21 protein-coding genes are annotated in these 17072 nt (G+C 61.5%); 6 read left to right on the top strand and 15 right to left on the bottom strand.

Translation table 11 applies throughout. The features are described from left to right. Positions 1-8: 8 nt before the first annotated feature. The 6 genes from AACY36_RS25440 to tusD all read right to left on the bottom strand — a co-directional run bounded on the left by AACY36_RS25440 (position 9) and on the right by tusD (position 3448). A complete protein-coding gene (locus tag AACY36_RS25440; protein ID WP_339421033.1) occupies positions 9-1007 on the bottom strand; it encodes a glutathione S-transferase family protein in 999 nt (332 codons plus the stop codon). Positions 1008-1095: 88 nt separating this feature from the next. Next, positions 1096-2097: a glycosyl transferase family protein gene (locus AACY36_RS25435; RefSeq protein WP_339421035.1), complete on the bottom strand. Its 1002-nt coding sequence runs from the start codon at positions 2095-2097 to the stop codon at positions 1096-1098. Next, positions 2094-2429 carry a TusE/DsrC/DsvC family sulfur relay protein gene (locus tag AACY36_RS25430; RefSeq protein WP_339421036.1) on the bottom strand — a complete coding sequence of 112 codons (336 nt, stop codon included), beginning with the start codon at positions 2427-2429 and terminating at the stop codon, positions 2094-2096. Before AACY36_RS25430 ends, AACY36_RS25435 begins: the two co-directional genes overlap by 4 nt. Then, positions 2426-2704 carry a sulfurtransferase complex subunit TusB gene (gene tusB / locus AACY36_RS25425; protein ID WP_339421037.1) on the bottom strand — a complete coding sequence of 93 codons (279 nt, stop codon included), beginning with the start codon at positions 2702-2704 and terminating at the stop codon, positions 2426-2428. Before tusB ends, AACY36_RS25430 begins: the two co-directional genes overlap by 4 nt. Further along, a complete protein-coding gene (gene tusC, locus AACY36_RS25420) occupies positions 2704-3054 on the bottom strand; it encodes a sulfurtransferase complex subunit TusC (protein ID WP_339497698.1) in 351 nt (116 codons plus the stop codon). The genes tusB and tusC overlap by 1 nt, the downstream gene beginning before the upstream one ends. Position 3055: 1 nt before the next feature. Further along, positions 3056-3448, bottom strand: a complete 393-nt coding sequence (tusD, locus tag AACY36_RS25415; RefSeq protein ID WP_339421039.1) for a sulfurtransferase complex subunit TusD — start codon at positions 3446-3448, stop codon at positions 3056-3058. A gap of 157 nt (positions 3449-3605) precedes the next feature. Between tusD and AACY36_RS25410 the strand changes: the two genes are divergently transcribed. Further along, on the top strand, positions 3606-4787 hold the full coding sequence (locus tag AACY36_RS25410) for a CaiB/BaiF CoA transferase family protein (protein ID WP_339421041.1): 1182 nt from the start codon (positions 3606-3608) through the stop codon (positions 4785-4787). 105 nt (positions 4788-4892) lie between these two features. Here AACY36_RS25410 and AACY36_RS25405 read toward each other — a convergent pair whose 3' ends face one another. Together AACY36_RS25405 and AACY36_RS25400 are read right to left on the bottom strand one after the other, a co-directional pair. Beyond that, entirely contained in the window at positions 4893-5387 is a 495-nt protein-coding gene (locus tag AACY36_RS25405) for a SprT family zinc-dependent metalloprotease (RefSeq protein ID WP_065872224.1), read from the bottom strand. 127 nt (positions 5388-5514) lie between these two features. Continuing rightward, positions 5515-6117: a Yip1 family protein gene (locus AACY36_RS25400; RefSeq protein ID WP_065872086.1), complete on the bottom strand. Its 603-nt coding sequence runs from the start codon at positions 6115-6117 to the stop codon at positions 5515-5517. 373 nt (positions 6118-6490) lie between these two features. Between AACY36_RS25400 and ttcA the strand changes: the two genes are divergently transcribed. Together ttcA and AACY36_RS25390 are read left to right on the top strand one after the other, a co-directional pair. Next, positions 6491-7315, top strand: a complete 825-nt coding sequence (gene ttcA, locus AACY36_RS25395) for a tRNA 2-thiocytidine(32) synthetase TtcA (protein WP_339421045.1) — start codon at positions 6491-6493, stop codon at positions 7313-7315. Positions 7316-7382: 67 nt separating this feature from the next. Continuing rightward, positions 7383-8054 (top strand): DNA-3-methyladenine glycosylase I, encoded by a 672-nt coding sequence (locus AACY36_RS25390; protein ID WP_010209632.1) that lies wholly within the window; start codon positions 7383-7385, stop codon positions 8052-8054. Here AACY36_RS25390 and AACY36_RS25385 read toward each other — a convergent pair. Genes AACY36_RS25385 through arsC form a run of 3 tightly spaced genes read right to left on the bottom strand, consistent with a single transcriptional unit; the run spans position 8051 to position 9406 of the window. Then, positions 8051-8458, bottom strand: coding sequence for a DUF2069 domain-containing protein (locus AACY36_RS25385; protein WP_339421048.1), 408 nt, complete (start codon positions 8456-8458; stop codon positions 8051-8053). The two genes, AACY36_RS25390 and AACY36_RS25385, sit on opposite strands and share 4 nt — an antisense overlap. Further along, positions 8442-9056 (bottom strand): NAD(P)H:quinone oxidoreductase, encoded by a 615-nt coding sequence (wrbA, locus tag AACY36_RS25380; RefSeq protein WP_339421050.1) that lies wholly within the window; start codon positions 9054-9056, stop codon positions 8442-8444. Before wrbA ends, AACY36_RS25385 begins: the two co-directional genes overlap by 17 nt. Continuing rightward, entirely contained in the window at positions 9053-9406 is a 354-nt protein-coding gene (arsC, locus tag AACY36_RS25375) for an arsenate reductase (glutaredoxin) (RefSeq protein WP_339421052.1), read from the bottom strand. The genes wrbA and arsC overlap by 4 nt, the downstream gene beginning before the upstream one ends. Before the next feature lie 115 nt (positions 9407-9521). On the opposite strand from arsC, the gene AACY36_RS25370 reads away from it, so the two are divergent. Then, positions 9522-9983 carry a TlpA family protein disulfide reductase gene (locus AACY36_RS25370; RefSeq protein ID WP_339421053.1) on the top strand — a complete coding sequence of 154 codons (462 nt, stop codon included), beginning with the start codon at positions 9522-9524 and terminating at the stop codon, positions 9981-9983. 108 nt (positions 9984-10091) lie between these two features. On the opposite strand, the gene AACY36_RS25365 is transcribed toward AACY36_RS25370, so the two are convergent. From AACY36_RS25365 to AACY36_RS25350, 4 genes are all read right to left on the bottom strand, one after another. Beyond that, positions 10092-10496 (bottom strand): META domain-containing protein, encoded by a 405-nt coding sequence (locus AACY36_RS25365; protein WP_339421054.1) that lies wholly within the window; start codon positions 10494-10496, stop codon positions 10092-10094. Further along, positions 10493-10933: a hypothetical protein gene (locus tag AACY36_RS25360; RefSeq protein ID WP_339421055.1), complete on the bottom strand. Its 441-nt coding sequence runs from the start codon at positions 10931-10933 to the stop codon at positions 10493-10495. Before AACY36_RS25360 ends, AACY36_RS25365 begins: the two co-directional genes overlap by 4 nt. Positions 10934-11004: 71 nt before the next feature. After that, on the bottom strand, positions 11005-11994 hold the full coding sequence (locus AACY36_RS25355; protein WP_339421056.1) for a 2-hydroxyacid dehydrogenase: 990 nt from the start codon (positions 11992-11994) through the stop codon (positions 11005-11007). A 23-nt stretch (positions 11995-12017) separates the two neighbouring features. Next, positions 12018-14771 (bottom strand): response regulator, encoded by a 2754-nt coding sequence (locus AACY36_RS25350; RefSeq protein ID WP_339421058.1) that lies wholly within the window; start codon positions 14769-14771, stop codon positions 12018-12020. Between the two features lie 205 nt (positions 14772-14976). Here AACY36_RS25350 and AACY36_RS25345 point away from each other — a divergent pair, with 205 nt between their 5' ends. Continuing rightward, the gene (locus AACY36_RS25345; protein ID WP_339421059.1) at positions 14977-15705 is read left to right on the top strand and encodes a response regulator transcription factor; all 729 of its coding nucleotides are present in this window, start codon (positions 14977-14979) and stop codon (positions 15703-15705) included. Further along, a complete protein-coding gene (locus tag AACY36_RS25340) occupies positions 15692-17062 on the top strand; it encodes a sensor histidine kinase (protein ID WP_339421061.1) in 1371 nt (456 codons plus the stop codon). Before AACY36_RS25345 ends, AACY36_RS25340 begins: the two co-directional genes overlap by 14 nt. The last annotated feature ends 10 nt before the right edge of the window (positions 17063-17072 follow it).

Genomic DNA, 17072 nt, shown 5'->3' with positions numbered 1-17072 from the left:
CTCGCTCACTACAAACCAAATACCGATTGGCCGGTCAATTTGTACCGATCATGTCCGGCATCAAACGCTTGCAACGGCCCCTTCGGTACAATCCCCGTCGGATTGATTGTCCGGTGGCTGGCGTAGTAATGCCCCTTGATGTGTTCAAAATCCACCGTCTCGGCCACACCTGGCCACTGATATATCTCCCTCAGCCAATTCGACAGATTTGGGCAGTCCGCAATCCGCCGCAAATTGCATTTGAAGTGGCTGTAATACACCGCATCAAAGCGAATCAGCGTGGTGAACAGGCGCACATCGGCTTCGGTCAGGTACTCCCCGGCCAGGTAGCGATGATCGCCCAGATGCTGTTCCAGGTGATCCAGTTCGGCAAACACATCATCAAATGCACTTTCATACGCCTGCTGCGAAGTGGCAAAGCCTGCGCGGTACACACCATTGTTCACCGCGGGATAAATGCGCTCGTTCAGCGCGTCGATGGTAGGGCGCAGCGCTTCTGGGTAAAAGTCCAGGGTGTTGCCGGTCATCCCGTTGAACGCACTGTTGAACATGCGGATGATTTCCGCCGATTCATTGCTCACGATGCGCTTCAGTTTTTTGTCCCACAGCACCGGCACAGTGACGCGCCCGGTGTAGTCGGCGGTATCGGCAGTGTAGCGCTGGTGCATGAAGGCGAAATCGTCGAGCGTGTCGCCGGTCGAGCCGTGGGCCTTGTCGAAGGTCCAGCCGTTTTCCAGCATCAGCCAACTGACCACGGACACGTCGATCAAGCTTTCAAGGCCCTTGAGCTTGCGCAGGATCAGGGTGCGATGGGCCCACGGGCAGGCGAGGGACACGTAGAGGTGGTAGCGACCGGCCTCGGCCTTGAAGCCGCCTTCGCCGCTCGGGCCTGGCGAACCGTCGGCGGTCACCCAGTTGCGGCGTTGCGCCTGTTCCCGTTGGAATGCGCCGTCTGCGCTACTTTCGTACCACTGGTCTTTCCAGCGTCCTTCAATCAGCAAACCCATGACTGGCTCCTCTGCTATTAAGCGTTGGAGGCCAGTCTAAAGGGCTGAGTTCGATTTAAAAGCGCAAAGACTGAAGGTGAATGATCGATTAAATCGATTTGTCCCGCGCGTCCCAGTATTGCTGGGCCAACACGAACGCCTGTTCCCGTGAGTGATCCAAGCCGCGCAAGGCCAGGGCCATGGTGGCGATCAGGGCCAGTTGTGGGTAGCTGTCTTCGACATCCCCGCGCCACACGGCCTTCAAGTGCTCGGGTTCCAACGTGGCAGGTTTGACGTGGCGCTGGGCGGAGAGGGCGCGCCATTCTTCGTCCCAGCTTTCGCCACCGCTGGTGCCGTACAAGTGGCTGGCCGAGTCGGGGTTGATCTCGATTTCGCCGCCATCGCCCTTCACGACAATCACATTGTCGCCGAGTAGGCCGCTGGCATCGCGGTGCACGCCTTGGTAACCGGGGTGGAAAATGCTTTGCAGGCCCAGGCGTGCATTCATCGGGTTAAGCAAGCGCGCCAGAGAGTGAATCGGCGAGCGCAGGCCCAGGGTGTTGCGCAGGTCGATCATGCGCTGCAACTGCGGCGCCCAATCGCCCAGTGGGATAAACGCCAGGTTGCCTCGTTGATAGGCGGCCTCGACCTGCTGCCAGTTACGGCACAGCGGGATCTGCAAGCCTTCCAGCAATTGCTCGGTGTACAGCCGCCCCGCCGTATGCGCGCCACCGCCGTGCATCAGGATGCGCACGCCATTTTGTGCCAGGCACTTGGCGGCAAGCAGGTACCATGGCAGGTGACGCTTCTTGCCGGCGTAGGTGGGCCAGTCGACATCCACGTTCAGCGCCGGGGCGTTGAGGCGTTCGCGCACGGCTTCGGTGAAGCCGGCGAGTTCTTCCGGGCTTTCTTCCTTGTGGCGCAACAGCATCAAGAAGGCGCCGAGCTGGGTGTCTTCGACTTTTTCGTCGAGCAGCATGCCCATGGCTTCGCGGGCTTCCTCGCGGGTGAGGTTGCGCGCGCCGCGCTTGCCTTTGCCCAGGATGCGCACGAACTGCGCAAACGGGTGCTCTGCAGGGGTTTCAAGGGTCAGCGGGGCAAAGTCGGTCATAAGCAATTCGTCGGCCTGGGCAGGCCCGCCAGCTTGGCGGCGAGTTTGGCGGGAGTGCCGTTGAACAGTTTGTTCAGGTGCAGGCTGTTGCCCTTTCCCGGGCCCAGCTTCAAGGCGGTGTACTTGATCAGCGGGCGGGTGGCGGGCGACAGCTGGAATTCGGCGTAGAACTGGCGCAGCAGTTGGAGGATCTCCCAATGGTCCGGGGTCAGCTCCAGCGTCTCAGCGGCGGCCAGGGCGATTGCCACCTCATCGGACCACTCGTTCAGGTCAACCAGGTAACCGTCCTTGTCCAGTTCCAAGGTGCGTGCGCCGACGGTCAGGGTGTTCATAGCCAGCTGTTGACCTTGTCGTAGTCGATCGACAGCTGCACGAAACCTGGGTAGTCCACGCTGTCGGCCCAGTCCGGCAGAGGCAAATGGCGCGCCTGCATGTCTTCGGCCAGCACAAAGACCTTCACGCCCTTGGTGTGCAGCGCCGGGTTGTGCAGCGCGTAGGCGCCATCGCCGCAGAGCAGGATGGCGTCCTTGGCGCCACAGATGCGCAGGCAGCTGTCGAGGCGGCTATCGGTAAACGGGGAGTGGGAAACCACATGGAGAGTCGACATCAGAGGGTCATCACCTGGTCGTAACGGTCAATCAACTGGGAGATCGCTTCGCTGTCCAGCGGCTGGGCGCTGGCGGGCGGCGCGAGGCCGCGCTCGGCCAGGCTGTGGCGGCAGACAAATACGTCATCGATGGCAAAAAGGCCCAGTGCCTGCAAGTTGGCGCTGAGGTCTTTTTGCTGCACGGCCTTGGCGTCCTGGTGCGGCGCCAGTTGGAACACGCCGTCATCGAGGAACAGCAGGCCAATCGGTAGATCGAAGGCGCCACCGGCCAGGACGATATCCAAGGCTTCCCGGGCACTTGGCCCGGACCATGGCGCCTGGCGGCTGATCACCAATAAGGATTTGGACATGTCACGGCCCTCCAAAGCAGATCAGGCGGTCAGCGGCCTGGGCGGCGTCATGCAACTGACCCAGGCCCGACAGCGCCCACGGCGCGTCCAAGTTCACCGCGCTGCGTTGATAGCGCGTGGCTTCCTCCTGGTTGAGCACGCCACGCCGCAGGGCGGCGGCGATGCACACCACGCCGTCGAGCTGGTGCTGGCTGACAAACTCACGCCATTGGCGGGCGATGTCTTGCTCATCCTGGGGCGCAACGATGTTATTGGACGCGCTATGCACGCCGTCCTGATAGAAAAACAGCCGCACAATCTCATGCCCGCCGGCCAACGCCGCTTGAGCGAACAGCAGGGCACGGCGCGAAGAGGGCGCATGGGCGGCGGAAAACAGTGCAATCGCGAACTTCATGGAACACTCTGCAAGCAAACGTGGGGCAATGATAAAGCCGCTGCCACGAAAAAGCCCGCCGTGATCAAAACGGTCACTGTTGGTGACTGTTCCGGCGATTGCCGGTCAGCGCAAGGCTGCCTAGTCTGTGTGCATTCAAAACAAAAATGGAGTGCCCATGTCAGGTCCCTTGGCGTCCCTCAAAGTGTTGGATTTTTCCACCTTGCTGCCTGGCCCGTTTGCATCGTTGATGCTGGCGGACATGGGCGCCGAGGTCCTGCGTATCGAATCGCCCACGCGCCTGGACCTGCTGCGGGTATTGCCGCCCCATGATCAGGGTGTTTCGGCGAGCCATGCCTACCTCAATCGCAATAAACGCAGCCTCGCGCTTGATCTCAAGCAGCCTGAAGCGCTGGAAGTCGTGCGGGCGTTGGTCAAGGCGTACGACATCGTGCTCGAACAGTTCCGGCCAGGGGTGATGGAACGCCTGGGCTTGGGGTATGAGGCGTTGAAGGCGATCAACCCAAAGCTGATTTACGTGTCGATCACCGGTTACGGCCAGACCGGGCCCTATAAGGACCGCGCCGGGCACGATATCAATTACCTGGCACTGGCCGGCGTGGGCAGCTACACCGGCCGTGCCGACAGCGGGCCGCTGCCGTTGGGCGTGCAACTGGCGGACGTGGGCGGTGGTTCGCTGCATGCGGTGGTGGGTTTGTTGGCGGCTGTTATCGCCCGACAGCAGAGCGGGGTCGGCCAATACCTGGATGTGAGCATGACCGATTGCTCGTTCAGCCTGAATGCCATGGCCGGTGCGGGTTACCTAGCGTGTGGGGTGGAGCCGGAGTGGGAGAGCCATGTGCTCAACGGCGGTAGTTTCTACGACTATTACCGCTCGCGGGATGGGCGCTGGATGTCGGTGGGCAGTTTGGAGCCAGGGTTTATGCAGCAACTCTGTGAAACGCTGGGACGGCCGGAGTTGGCGGCACAAGGCTTTTTGCCCAAGCCGGAGCAGCAAAAAGACCTTAAGCTGGCGCTGAAAGTCGAGTTTGAAAAGCGTAGCTTCGAAGAGTTGTGTGAGTTGTTTGCCGGGGTCGACGCTTGTGTCGAACCGGTGCTGAGCCTGAGCGAGGCAGTGGATCATCCGCAGTTAAAAGCGCGCGAACTGATCACCCAGGTGCCGCGGGGTGACGGTTCGACCCAGGCGCAACTGGCCTGCCCGTTGAAGTTTTCCGAGGGGGTGCCAGTGCCTCGGCATATCGGGGTTGCAGTGGGGGCGCACAGTGATGAGGTCTTGGCGGAGTTGGGGTTCAGTGCTCAGCGAATAGAGGAATTGCGCAGTGCCAAAGTCGTTGTGTAGCGCCTGAACCGGCGTCTTCGCGAGCAAGCCCGCTCCCACATTCGACTGTATTCCAAGGTCAGAACACGGTCGAATGTGGGAGCGGGCTTGCCTGCGAAGAGGCCCTCACTCCACCCGAGTTTCCCCGGTAAATACCAACGTCTGCCGACACCGCCGACACAAATACCGCCGCCCCTGCGCCACCATGCCATGTCGCTGCGACGAAAACGGAAAGTCGCTATCGGCACACGGGCATCGGTAAATGTAGCGAGTCACCTGACGACGCTTCACCTCATACGTGTGGCAACGGTCAGGCGGCAGTTCGTAAACCCCGCGCATGATCAATTGCCATTCCTCGCCATGGGGCTGAATGCGCTCGCCGAACAGTTGGTGGGCGATCAGGTGCGCCACTTCATGGGCCACGGTCTGTTTCAGGAAATGCTGGCTGTTTTCACGGTACAACTGTGGGTTGAAGCGCAGCAGGTTCTCGTGCAAATGCGCGACACCGGCCTTCTGGCCCCGCAGCTTGAGGCTGACCTGGGGGCGTTTGAAGCTTCGTTTGAAAAAGGATTCAGCTTGTTGGAAACAATCTTCGACGCGGGTATTGAGTTGCTCGGGCATGCTGTACATATCTCCAGAGACCCCAGTATGCCGCAAAGCTGAGTGTTTCCGAATCTGTCAGGCGCCGAATGGTCATGCATAACGCACAAAGCCACCTTGCGGTGGCCTTGCCTACGGTTTAAACGGATCAGTTGGTATAGATCGGACCTACGCCGAGGCCCCAGACAATCACGGTAAACGCCATGATCGCCACCAGTACCACCAGGCCTACGGCCAGCACCGAGCTGGAAAACAGGAAACCCTCATCCGGGTCGATGTTCATGAAGGTCGGCAACCCCACGTACAGCAGGTACACCGTGTAGCAAATCGCCGCCGTGCCCACGACCATGCCCAGCCACATATGCGGGTAGAGCGCCGCCAGCCCGCCGATGAACAGCGGCGTGGCGGTGTAGGTGGCAAACGCCACGCAGCGCGCCATGCTGGGGTTGGCGTCGTAGGTACGGGCCATCCAGTGGATGAACGCGCCCATCACCGCCACACCGCCAAGCATGGCGGCGTAGGACATGAGGGTCATCCACAGCGCGCTTTCCTGGGTCAGCATCACCGGCGAGCGGTTGCCGATGACCCAGCCAACCTGGGTGGTACCGATAAAGGCTGATACGGCGGGGATCGCCGCGAGAATCAGTGTGTGAGTGAGGTACATGTGGCTGATGCTTTCTTCTTTATCGCCACGAATTTCCCGCCACTCCTGGTCGGGATGGGTAAAAAGCCCCACGACGTGATGGATCATGCGAGTCACTCCTGTCGTTATTGCCATCGCCCCCCATCGGAGCGCCCACGGGCCAAATGGCCTCAAAGGTCCTGGATAGCTGTGCGACCTCTAGTCGCAGTATAGGAAGGTATGCCCGGAATAACTGTAGGGCCTTTAGAGCAAATTGCGCTGTAAACATTGGGCTTAATCGCGGCTAGGTCTGTCGGCGCCAAAGGGTCAACTGTGGCAGATGGCTTGCATGTGATCGCAACCTGTCAGAACTCGATAAGTTGACGGGCCCACCGCTATCGCAGGCAAGCCAGTTCCCACATTGGATCGGCGTCGCCCATTGAAGTATTTTTGCGTAAAATGCAGCGCTTTTCGTCACACACCTCCAGCGGATCCAAGCGCCATGGGCACACTTACGGTCAACCAGAACAAACTGCAAAAACGCCTGCGTCGCCTGGCCGGTGAAGCGGTCGCCGATTTCAACATGATCGAGGACGGCGACAAGGTCATGGTCTGCCTCTCCGGCGGCAAAGACAGCTACACCCTGCTTGATGTGCTGCTGCACCTGCAAAAGGTCGCGCCGATCACGTTTGAGATCGTTGCCGTCAACATGGACCAGAAACAACCGGGCTTCCCCGAGCATATGCTGCCGGCCTACCTCAAAGCGTTGGGCGTCGATTACCACATCGTCGAAAAAGACACCTATTCGGTGGTCAAGGAACTGATCCCGAAAGGCAAGACCACCTGCTCGCTGTGTTCGCGCCTGCGCCGTGGCACGCTTTATACCTTCGCCGATGAGATCGGCGCGACCAAGATGGCCCTGGGTCATCATCGCGATGACATCGTCGAAACCTTTTTCCTCAATATGTTCTTCAATGGCTCGCTCAAAGCCATGCCGCCCAAGCTGCGCGCCGATGACGGGCGCAACGTGGTAATCCGCCCGCTGGCGTATTGCAACGAGAAGGACATCCAGGCCTACTCCGACCTCAAGCAATTTCCGATCATCCCGTGCAACCTGTGCGGGTCCCAGGAAAACCTGCAGCGCCAAGTGGTCAAGGAGATGCTGCTGGACTGGGAGCGCAAGATGCCCGGTCGCACCGAAAGTATCTTCCGCAGCCTGCAGAACGTGCAGCCGTCGCAGTTGGCCGACCGCAACCTGTTTGACTTCACCAGCCTGAAAATTGATGAGAGCGCCGCTTCGCGCTTCGTTAATGTTGTGAACCTCTGAGCCTATTCAATGCTCTGACACACGGCGCTCGCGAGCGCCGTTTTCAATTCGAATCTCAGGAGAGGGCATGCGCGATTACAAGTGGCTGCACGAATATTGTCTGAACCGCTTCGGTTCGGCGGCCGAGCTGGAAGCCCACCTGCCTGTACCCAAGACCCCGGCGCAGTTACGCAAGATCAGTGATGACCGCTACCTGTCGACATTGGCGTTGCGGGTATTTCGCGCGGGTTTGAAGCACAGTGTGGTGGACGCCAAGTGGCCGGCGTTCGAGCAAGTGTTCTTCGGCTTCGATCCGGAAAAAGTTGTGCTGATGGGCGCCGAACACCTGGAGCGGTTGATGCAGGACACGCGGATCATCCGCCACCTGGGCAAGCTCAAGAGCGTGCCGCGCAATGCGCAGATGATCCTCGACATTGAACAGGAGAAAGGCAGCTTTGGTGCGTTTGTCGCCGATTGGCCGGTGACCGATATCGTTGGGCTGTGGAAGTACCTGAGCAAGCACGGCCACCAACTGGGCGGGCTGTCAGCGCCGCGTTTTTTGCGCATGGTGGGCAAGGACACGTTTGTGCCGAGTTATGACGTGGTCGCGGCGTTGAACGCGCAGAAGATCGTCGACAAGGCGCCGACCAGCCTGCGCGATTTGGCGACGGTGCAGGGCGCTTTCAACCAGTGGCATGCCGAGAGTGGCCGGCCGATGTGTCAGTTGTCGATGATGTTGGCCTATACGGTGAATCACTAACCTGTAGCAAGGCGGCGATTCAACTGGTGCCGCCACCGCACATAAAGCAACGCCGTACAAAACACCGCCAGACTCGCCAGCATCTCCAACACCCCGAACCACTGCCGGTTCGGGTCGTATGCCGCCAGCGCGCCTTTGATGAAATACAGGTTCACCACAAAACACATCCACGAATGCCCGCGCGCGCTGCCCAGCAGCATGCCGGGTGCCAGCACCAGCAGCGGCACCAGTTCGATCAGTAGGATCACCCACGGCCGGGCACCGTGCAGGTCGGCGACGAACAGGTAGTAAACGCAGAGCAACCCCGCCAAGCCCAAAAACGCCAGCAGGCTCAGCGTGCGCGCCACCTTGACCCGTGGCTCCAGCCACGCCTGGGGGGGCAGGACCTTAGGCTTCCTGGCCACGGCCGTTCTCCAGCAACGTAGCGGTTTTAGCCAGGCGCAGGCCCAAGGCGCGGCACAGGGTGATTTCGTGTTGATCGAGCATGCGCTTGCCGTCAGGCCCGGCATGGTGGCTGGCGCCATAAGGCGTACCGCCGCCCTGGGTGTCGAGCAATGCCTGTTCGCTGTAGGGCAGGCCGGTGATCAACATGCCGTGGTGCAACAGCGGCAACAGCATCGACATCAGCGTGGTTTCCTGGCCGCCGTGCAGGCTGGCGGTAGAGGTAAACACCCCGGCCGGCTTGCCGACGAGGGCGCCGGTGAGCCACAGGTTGCTGGTGCCGTCGATAAAGTACTTGAGCGGCGCAGCCATGTTGCCGAAGCGGGTTGGGCTACCCAAGGCCAGGCCCGAGCAATTTTTCAGGTCATCGAGGCTGGCATACAGTGCGCCTTCGTCCGGAATGCTCGGCGCGACGGCTTCGCACTCGGTGGAGATCGCCGGCACGGTGCGCAGTCGGGCCTCCATTGCGCCTTGTTCGACGCCTCGGGCAATGTGTCGGGCCATTTCGCTGACCGAACCGTTGCGGCTGTAGTACAAGATCAGCACATACGGCGCGCTCACGGCAGGATCTCCAGCACGTTCTCTGGCGGACGGCCAATGATGGCTTTATCGGTGGTTTCGAGGATCGGGCGTTCCATCAGCTTCGGGTGCTCGGCGATGGCGGCGATCAACTGTGCTTCGCTGAGGCTGGCATCCGCCAGGTTGAGGGTCTTGTATTCCTCTTCACCGGTGCGCAGCAGTTGGCGCGCGCTGATGCTCAGCTTGCCGAGCAGCGCCTTTAATTGCGCGGCGTTCAGCGGGATTTCCAGATAGCGCACCACGGTCGGGGTGAGGCCGCGGGCTTCCAGCAATTGCAGCGCACCGCGGGATTTCGAGCAGCGCGGGTTGTGATGAAGCGTCAGATCGGTCATGTGCGGGTCGCATCTTGCGTAAGGTGGCGGGTATTCTACCCGCGCTACGGCCCGTCCTTAAACCGTAAGAGGCGATAGGTCGCAGTCAACGTTCATTTTTGCGAAGGATTACCCCATGACTAAGCGACTGATCGGTGCATTGGCGATCATCACAACCCTGCTGCTCAGCGGCTGCGGTAATGACTACGGCGTTGACCAGTATGGCCAGAAAGTGGCGGCCGAACGCTTGGACAAGCAGTGGCTGGTGGTCAATTACTGGGCCGAATGGTGTGGCCCGTGCCGCACGGAAATTCCTGAACTCAATGCCTTGGCCGAACAGCTGAAGGCGCAGAACGTAGGGGTGTTCGGGGTCAATTTTGACAACGTGCAGGGTGAAGAGCTGAAAGCCGCCAGTGACAAGCTGGGCATCAAGTTCACCGTGCTGGCGCAGAACCCGGAGGGAATTTTTGATATCCCGCGCAGCGAAGCGTTGCCGGTGACCTACATCATTGATGACAAGGGCAAGGTGCGCGAGCAACTGATGGGTGAGCAGACGGCGGAAGGGGTGTTGGCTAAGCTGAAGGCTCTACGTGGCTGATTCTGTGGGAGCTGGCTTGCCTGCGATCGCATCGACTCGGTACCACAGACACACCGAGTCGCCTGCATCGCAGGCAAGCTCCCACAGGAAAGCCAGTGCGCAGTGAAATTAGCCTTCTTCCAGCCACAGGCGAATCGGCTTGCCCTCGGCCGGCCAGAAACGCGTTTGCTCGATCGGCGAGACATCCCAGCGCTGCACCCCTTGCAGGGCCTGGAAGAAGCGCTGCTCCTGCTCCATTAACGCCTCGGCGCACAGCTTGCGGGTGCTGCCGATCTTGCCGAAGCTGAGCTTGTTGCCCTTGATCGTGTACGGCGCAAACCAGTGGTTGCAACCGCCATTGCCGTAGGCGCGGCCATCGGTGCCGAGGGTGACGGTCAGGTGCGCGTAATCCATCAACGGCCGCTCACCAATCCATTCCACCACGTAGCTATGATCCCGCTTGAGCGTGACCGCGTCCCCGGCGCAACCCGTCAGGGCCGCCCCGAGGGCGGCGAGCAAGAGCAGGCCTCTCATTGCGCGGCCTTCTGGCATTTCGGGCAGCGGTGCTTGTCGCCTTCGCTGGCCCAGCCCAAGTCGGCAATGCGCGCATTGGCCGCCGGTTGCAGGGGTTCTTTGGTCAGCTTGGTTTCCACCGCGAATTCGAACGCCAACACCGCATCGCAGCTGTCGCAGTTGACCTTCCAGGTGTGAATCTCCAACTCGCCGAATTTCGGCCCCTGGGCCATGGCGACCCATTGGCCGGCCGGGCGGATGGAGTAGCGTGCGTCACCTTCGACGGTAAGGCGCATCGACAGGGTTTTACTGCCACGCAGGGTGACGATCAGCACGTCGCCATGCTTGATCGAACCACCGTTGCCAGTCACCTGATAACGGCCCGGCACCAGGGCGCGGCATTCGATCAGGGTGTGTTGCGGGCTCAGCAAACTGAAGCGGAAATCGTGTTCGGCCATGGATCCTCCAAATAGGCGCGGCATCCTATCACGGGTGCCTGCCTATCATGAGCCTGGTGTGTGACCGCTGATCATCCTTCGACAAGGTTCTGTGCTCGACCATCGGCCCATGCTGCAATGTTGGCCAAGGTGGTGCCGGCGATGGCCGCCAGGGCTTCGCGAGTGAGAAACGCCTGGTGGGCGGTGATGATCACATTGGGAAAGGTCAGCAGGCGCGCGAGTACGTCGTCCTGCAGCGGCAGGTCGGAGCGGTCCTCGAAAAACAGCTGCGCTTCTTCCTCATACACATCCAGCCCGAGGTAGCCGAGTTGGCCGTCCTTGAGTGCCTCGATCAGCGCCGGGGTGTCGACCAACCCGCCGCGACCGGTGTTGATCAGCATCGCACCCGGCTGCATCTGTGCCAGGGAGCGGGCGTTGATCAAGAGTTTACTGTCGGCGGTCAGCGGGCAGTGCAGGCTGATGATCTGCGCCTGGGCCAGCAACTCAGGCAGGCTCACGTAGCGCGCCCCCAATGCCAGGACCTGCGGGTTGGGGAAGGGGTCGTAGGCGAGCAGTTGGCAACCGAAGCCGGCCATTATCCTGGCGAACGTCGCGCCGATCTGCCCGGTGCCGACCACGCCGACGGTCTTGCCCACCAGGTCGAAACCGGTAAGGCCATGCAGGCTGAAATCGCCATCGCGGGTGCGATTGTAGGCGCGATGCAGGCGGCGGTTGAGGGCGAGGATCAGTGCGACCGCATGTTCGGCCACCGCGTGGGGCGAATAGGCCGGCACGCGCACGATGGTCAGGCCCAGGCGCTTGGCGGCGGCCAGGTCCACATGGTTGTAGCCCGCCGAGCGCAGGGCGATCAGCCGCGTGCCGCCCTTGGCCAAGTGCTCCAGCACCGCGGCGCTGAGGTCGTCATTGATGAAGGCGCACACCACTTCGTGCTGTTCGGCCAGGGCCACGGTGTCGAGGTTGAGCCGTGCAGGCTGGAATTGCAGCTCCAGGCCCGGTGGCAGCGGTTCACCGAGAAAACTGTCGCGGTCGTAGGTCTGGCTGCTGTAAAGAATGACGCGCATCAAAGGCTTCCTTGTTGATGAATTCAGGCATTGACCCTCGCTTCACCCGCAAGCCGTGCAATCGCCATGTCCAGTTCGTCCAGCGCGTGCAAGGCCTTGGCGTCGTCCTGTTTGAGCAGGGTCTCGGCGCGGTGGCAGGCGGCACGCAGTTGCGGTACGCCGCAATAACGGGTCGCGCCATGCAGGCGGTGCACGCGTTCGATCAGGGCGTTGTTGTCATTGGCATCGCGGGCGATGGTGATGGCCAGGCGGTCGGCTTCCAGGGAGGCCAGCAACATGGCGAGCATGTCCGCCGCCAGGTCAGCCTTGCCGGCGGCCAGGCGCAGGCCCTCTTCATGGTCGAGCACCGGCAATTGCACGCCAGGGCCGAGGCCGTCCGTTGGGCGTTCCGGGCTTTGGTTACGCAGGGCCAGGCCGGTCCATTTCAACACCACTTGGGCCAGTTGCCGTTCGCTGATGGGTTTGGTCAGGTAGTCGTCCATGCCGCTTTGCAGCAAGGCGCGTTTTTCGTTGGCCATGGCGTGGGCGGTGAGGGCGACCACCGGCAACGGCGTGCCGCTGCGCTCGCTTTCCCACTGGCGGATCGCCTCGGTGCTCTGGCGGCCGTCCATGCCAGGCATTTGCACGTCCATCAGCACCAGGTCGAAAGTGTCCTGTTTCACGGCGTCGACAGCCGCATACCCGCTTTCCACTGCACGCACCCGCGCGCCCATGTCTTCCAGCAGGGTTTGGACCAGCAGCAGGTTCGCCGGGTTGTCATCCACGCACAATACGCGCGGCGCCCGGCTGGACAGCGGCTCGCCCGGTTCGCTGCGCGATGGACGCGGGCTGATCAGATCGGACAGCGCGCGGCGCAGCTTACGCGTACACGCCGGCTTGGCCTGCAACTGGCTGTTGGGGTTGGGTACGGACTGGTTGAACAGCATCTGTTCAGTGGTGGGGCACAGCACCAGCACCTTGCAGCCCAGGTGTTCAAGGTCCCATAGATGCTGGTTGAGACGCTCGGGCGGGATGTCATTGGCCGTCACGCCAAGTACCGCCAGGTCAATCGCCTGGTCGGTCTGATGGGCACTGGTGATGCCGTTGGTCAAGCTTTCCAGGCTGTTGAACGGGGTGACTTCCAGGCCGCAGTCTTCCAGCTGGTGTTGCAGCGCCTGGCGCGCCAGTTCGTGGTTTTCCAGCACGGCCACGCGATGGCCCAGCAGTGGCGCGCAAGGCCGGTCTTCGACATCGTCACGGGTCTTGGGCAGGTTCAGGCTGATCCAGAACTCCGAACCTTCGCCCGGCGTACTGTCGACGCCGATTTCACCGCCCATCTGCTCGATCAGGCGCTTGGAGATCACCAGGCCCAACCCTGTACCGCCGGGCTGGCGCGACAGTGAGTTATCGGCCTGGCTGAACGCCTGGAACAGCGCGCGCACGTCCTGGCTGGACAGGCCGATGCCGGTGTCCTGCACGCTGATGCGCAGTTGCACGCTGTCTTCTTGCTCGTCCTCGATCATCGCCCTGGCCACGATGGTGCCTTCGCGGGTGAACTTGATCGCGTTGCTGATCAGGTTGGTCAGGATCTGCTTGAGGCGCAGCGGGTCGCCGACCAGCGCCAGCGGCGTGTCGCGGTAGACCAGGCTGACCAGTTCCAGTTGCTTGGCATGGGCGGCAGGGGCGAGGATGGTCAGGGTGTCTTGCAGCAAGTCGCGCAGGTTGAACGGGATGCTGTCGAGCACCAGCTTACCGGCTTCGATTTTCGAAAAATCGAGGATCTCGTTGATGATGCCCAGCAGGTTGTCGGCAGACTTTTCGATGGTGCCCAGGTAATCGAGCTGGCGTGGGGTCAGTTCGCTTTTTTGCAGCAGGTGAGTAAAGCCGAGGATACCGTTGAGCGGCGTGCGGATCTCATGGCTCATGTTGGCCAGGAACTCCGACTTGATGCGGCTGGCCTCCAGGGCCTCCTTGCGCGCCAGGTCCAGCTCGATGTTCTGGATCTCGATGGTTTCCAGGTTCTGGCGCACGTCTTCGGTGGCCTGGTCGATGCTGTGTTGCAGTTCTTCCTGGGCGTTCTGCAGGGTCTCGGCCATGCGGTTGATGCCCGAGGCGAGCTGGTCCAGCTCCTGGCTGCCCAACGCAGGCAAGCGGGTTTGCAAGTTGCCGTCCTTGAGTTGGGCGACCGCCTGCTTGATCTGGCCGATTGGTGAGTTGATCGTGCGACTGATGCGCAGGGCCAATGCCGCGGTGCAGATCAAGCCGATGGCAATCAGCAGCAGGCTGGCGAACAGGCTGCGGTAGCCGCGCAGCAACATGCCGTTGTGGGACAGTTCCACCTCGACCCAGCCCAGCAGGCGGTCGGCTTCATCCGGGATCAGGTCGCCCGCGAGGTTGCGATGACGACCAAACACCGGCAGCAGGTAGCGGGTGGCGTCATTACCGGTGCGCTGCAACAAATGGGAACTGTTGCCGATGGGCGCCTGGTTGAGCATGGTCGGGCCCGCATGGGCCAGGGAGATGCGGTCCGGACTGAGGAACGCCACGGTGCGCACGTCCGGCTGTTCCAGGGATTGAGTGGCGATGCGCTCCAGCAGCTCGGTGTTGCGGGCGCTCAGGGCCGGCGCCACCAGCGGAGCCAATTGCTCCGCGATCATTTCGCCGCGTTGCAGCAATTGGGTCTGCAGTTCCGAGAGTTGCATCCAGGTGAAGTAGCCCCCCAATAACGAGGCCATCAGGCTGGTCGGTAATAAGGTCAGCAACAGTACGCGGCCTTTTATCCCCATTCTTGTCAGCACGCTACTCTCCTGCCACCACATTGATATCTATGATTCGCACGGGCATCCGGCCCGCGCCACCTGCGCAGTGTAGCCATTTGCGCGGCGTGGAATCTTGCAAATTAATGACGTACGGCAATCTTGAGGTCATTTGGCGCCCGGTGGCGATTGCCTGCGGCAAGGTAATCTTGAATAATCGGCCATTGAGAATGACTTGCAGATACTAATGAATCCCGCATCAATCGGCCTGCCCAGTATCCTGACCATCGAAGATGACCCCGTGCTGGGCGCCTATGTCCATGAGCACCTGGGGCGCTGTGGTTTCCATGTGACCTGGTGCCAGAACGGCCAGCAGGGCCTGCAGATGGCGCGCGACCGGGCCTTCGACCTGGTGTTGATGGATATCCTTCTGCCGGGGCTTGATGGGCTGTCGATCCTGACCCATTTGCGCCAGAGCCATTCGATCCCGGTGATCCTGATGTCTGCACTGGGCGCCGAAGCCGATCGCGTCAGTGGGTTTCGCCTTGGCGCCGATGATTACCTGCCCAAGCCGTTCAGCATGATCGAGTTGCGTGTGCGCATTGAAGCCATCCTGCGTCGTGTGGCACTGGACCGTGGTCCGCTGCCAGCGCTCGCACCCGTGCGCGAGGATGCGCGAACCCTGCGCTTCGACGACGAACTGTGCGATGTCTTCCACTTGGCGCACCGCGCCGGCCTGACCCGCAGCGAATACCGCTTGCTCGAAACCCTGCATCGAAACAGCGAAGAGGTCCTCAGCAAAGCCTTCCTTTATCAGCATGTGTTGCAACGTGGTTACGCCCCTCATGACCGCAGCCTCGACATGCATATCAGCCAGATCCGTCGCAAGCTCAAGGCCATCGGCTACTCCGAGCGCGAAGTGCGCACGGTGTGGGGCAAGGGCTATGTGCTGAGCGGTCACGATGACGGCCTCTGAACGGTCCTTGAAACGACTGCCGGGCAAGCACTCATTATTCTGGAAACTGGCCTGCCTGCTGATCGCTTTCTGCTTGCTGATGATCTGGCTCAGTTGGTCATGGGGCCGTTACATGGAACAGAAGAACGCCTACCTGTCCGACGAGGCGCGGAGCACCTTGAGTGGTTACGCGGTGGAGGCTGAGCAGGCGTGGAGTCGTGGAGGGAGTGCGGGCGTCGACGCTTGGCTGCACGCGATGGGCAAGCGTGAAACCATCTGGATGGGAGTGATCGGGAATGACCTGCAATCGCTGAGCAGCTACCCGCTGACCGACAAGGAAAGCCAGCGCCTGACGTTTCTGCGTGGCCTGGATTGGCCGGTGAGCCGGCATGTCATCGGCCTGCCATGGCTGAAAATCCCGTTTCCCGACGACCCCGGCGCGGGTTCGCTGGTGATCGAGTTGCCGCAACGCTTCTTGCCGGGGCGCTACCAACTGTTCTGGCGCGTGGTGACCAACGGGGTGATCCCTGGCCTGTTTACCCTGTTGCTGTGCATTGGCTTGTATCGGCTGCTGATCATGCCCCTTAACCAACTGCGCGAGCAGGCCAATGCCTGGCGCGCCGATCAATTGAATACGCGGCTTTCCCTCGATGCCACCAGCCGGCAGGATGAACTGGGCGAACTGGGCCGCGCGTTCGACCACATGTCCGAGCGTTTGCAGGGCACTGTGGTGTTGCAGCAGCAGTTGCTGCGTGACATGTCCCATGAACTGCGTACGCCGCTGAGCCGCTTGCGGGTGGCCTGTGACAGTGAGCAAGACCTGGCGCAACTGCGCGAGCGGCTGGGGCGTGAGATCGACGCCATGCAGCGCCTGGTCGAAGACAGCCTGCAACTGGCCTGGCTGGACACCGAGCGCGCGCCGCTGCCCCAGGAAGATATCCAGCTTCAGGCGTTGTGGGACATGTTGCGCGAAAACGCGTGTTTTGAGAGCGATTGGCCGGCGTCGCGCCTGCCTTGCCTGCTAGGCGCGGATTGCTGGGTACGGGGCAACCTGAATGCGTTGGCGCAGGCCCTGGAAAACATCCTGCGCAACGCCATCCGCCATTCGCCTGTGGGCGGCGTGGTCAGCCTGGATGGCCGGCGTGAGGGGGATTATTGGCATGTGTGGCTGGAGGATCAGGGCGGCGGGATCGATGACGCAGACCTGGAACGGATCTTCGCGCCCTTTACCCGCCTGGACGGTTCACGCCCCGGCGACGGTGGCTTCGGCCTGGGCTTGAGCATTGCCCGCAACGCCGTGCAACGCCAGGACGGTACCCTGTGGGCGGAAAACACCGGGCAGGGCCTGCGGGTGCACCTGCGCCTGCGCGCTTGCTGAGCACGACAGG

Origin of the sequence: Pseudomonas sp. EA_15y_Pfl1_P101 (assembly GCF_963970835.1) — a bacterium.
In the GTDB taxonomy this organism is placed as follows: domain Bacteria; phylum Pseudomonadota; class Gammaproteobacteria; order Pseudomonadales; family Pseudomonadaceae; genus Aquipseudomonas; species Aquipseudomonas tritici.
Note: the sequence above shows the minus strand (reverse complement) of the source record. Positions and strands in the feature narration are given on the sequence as shown.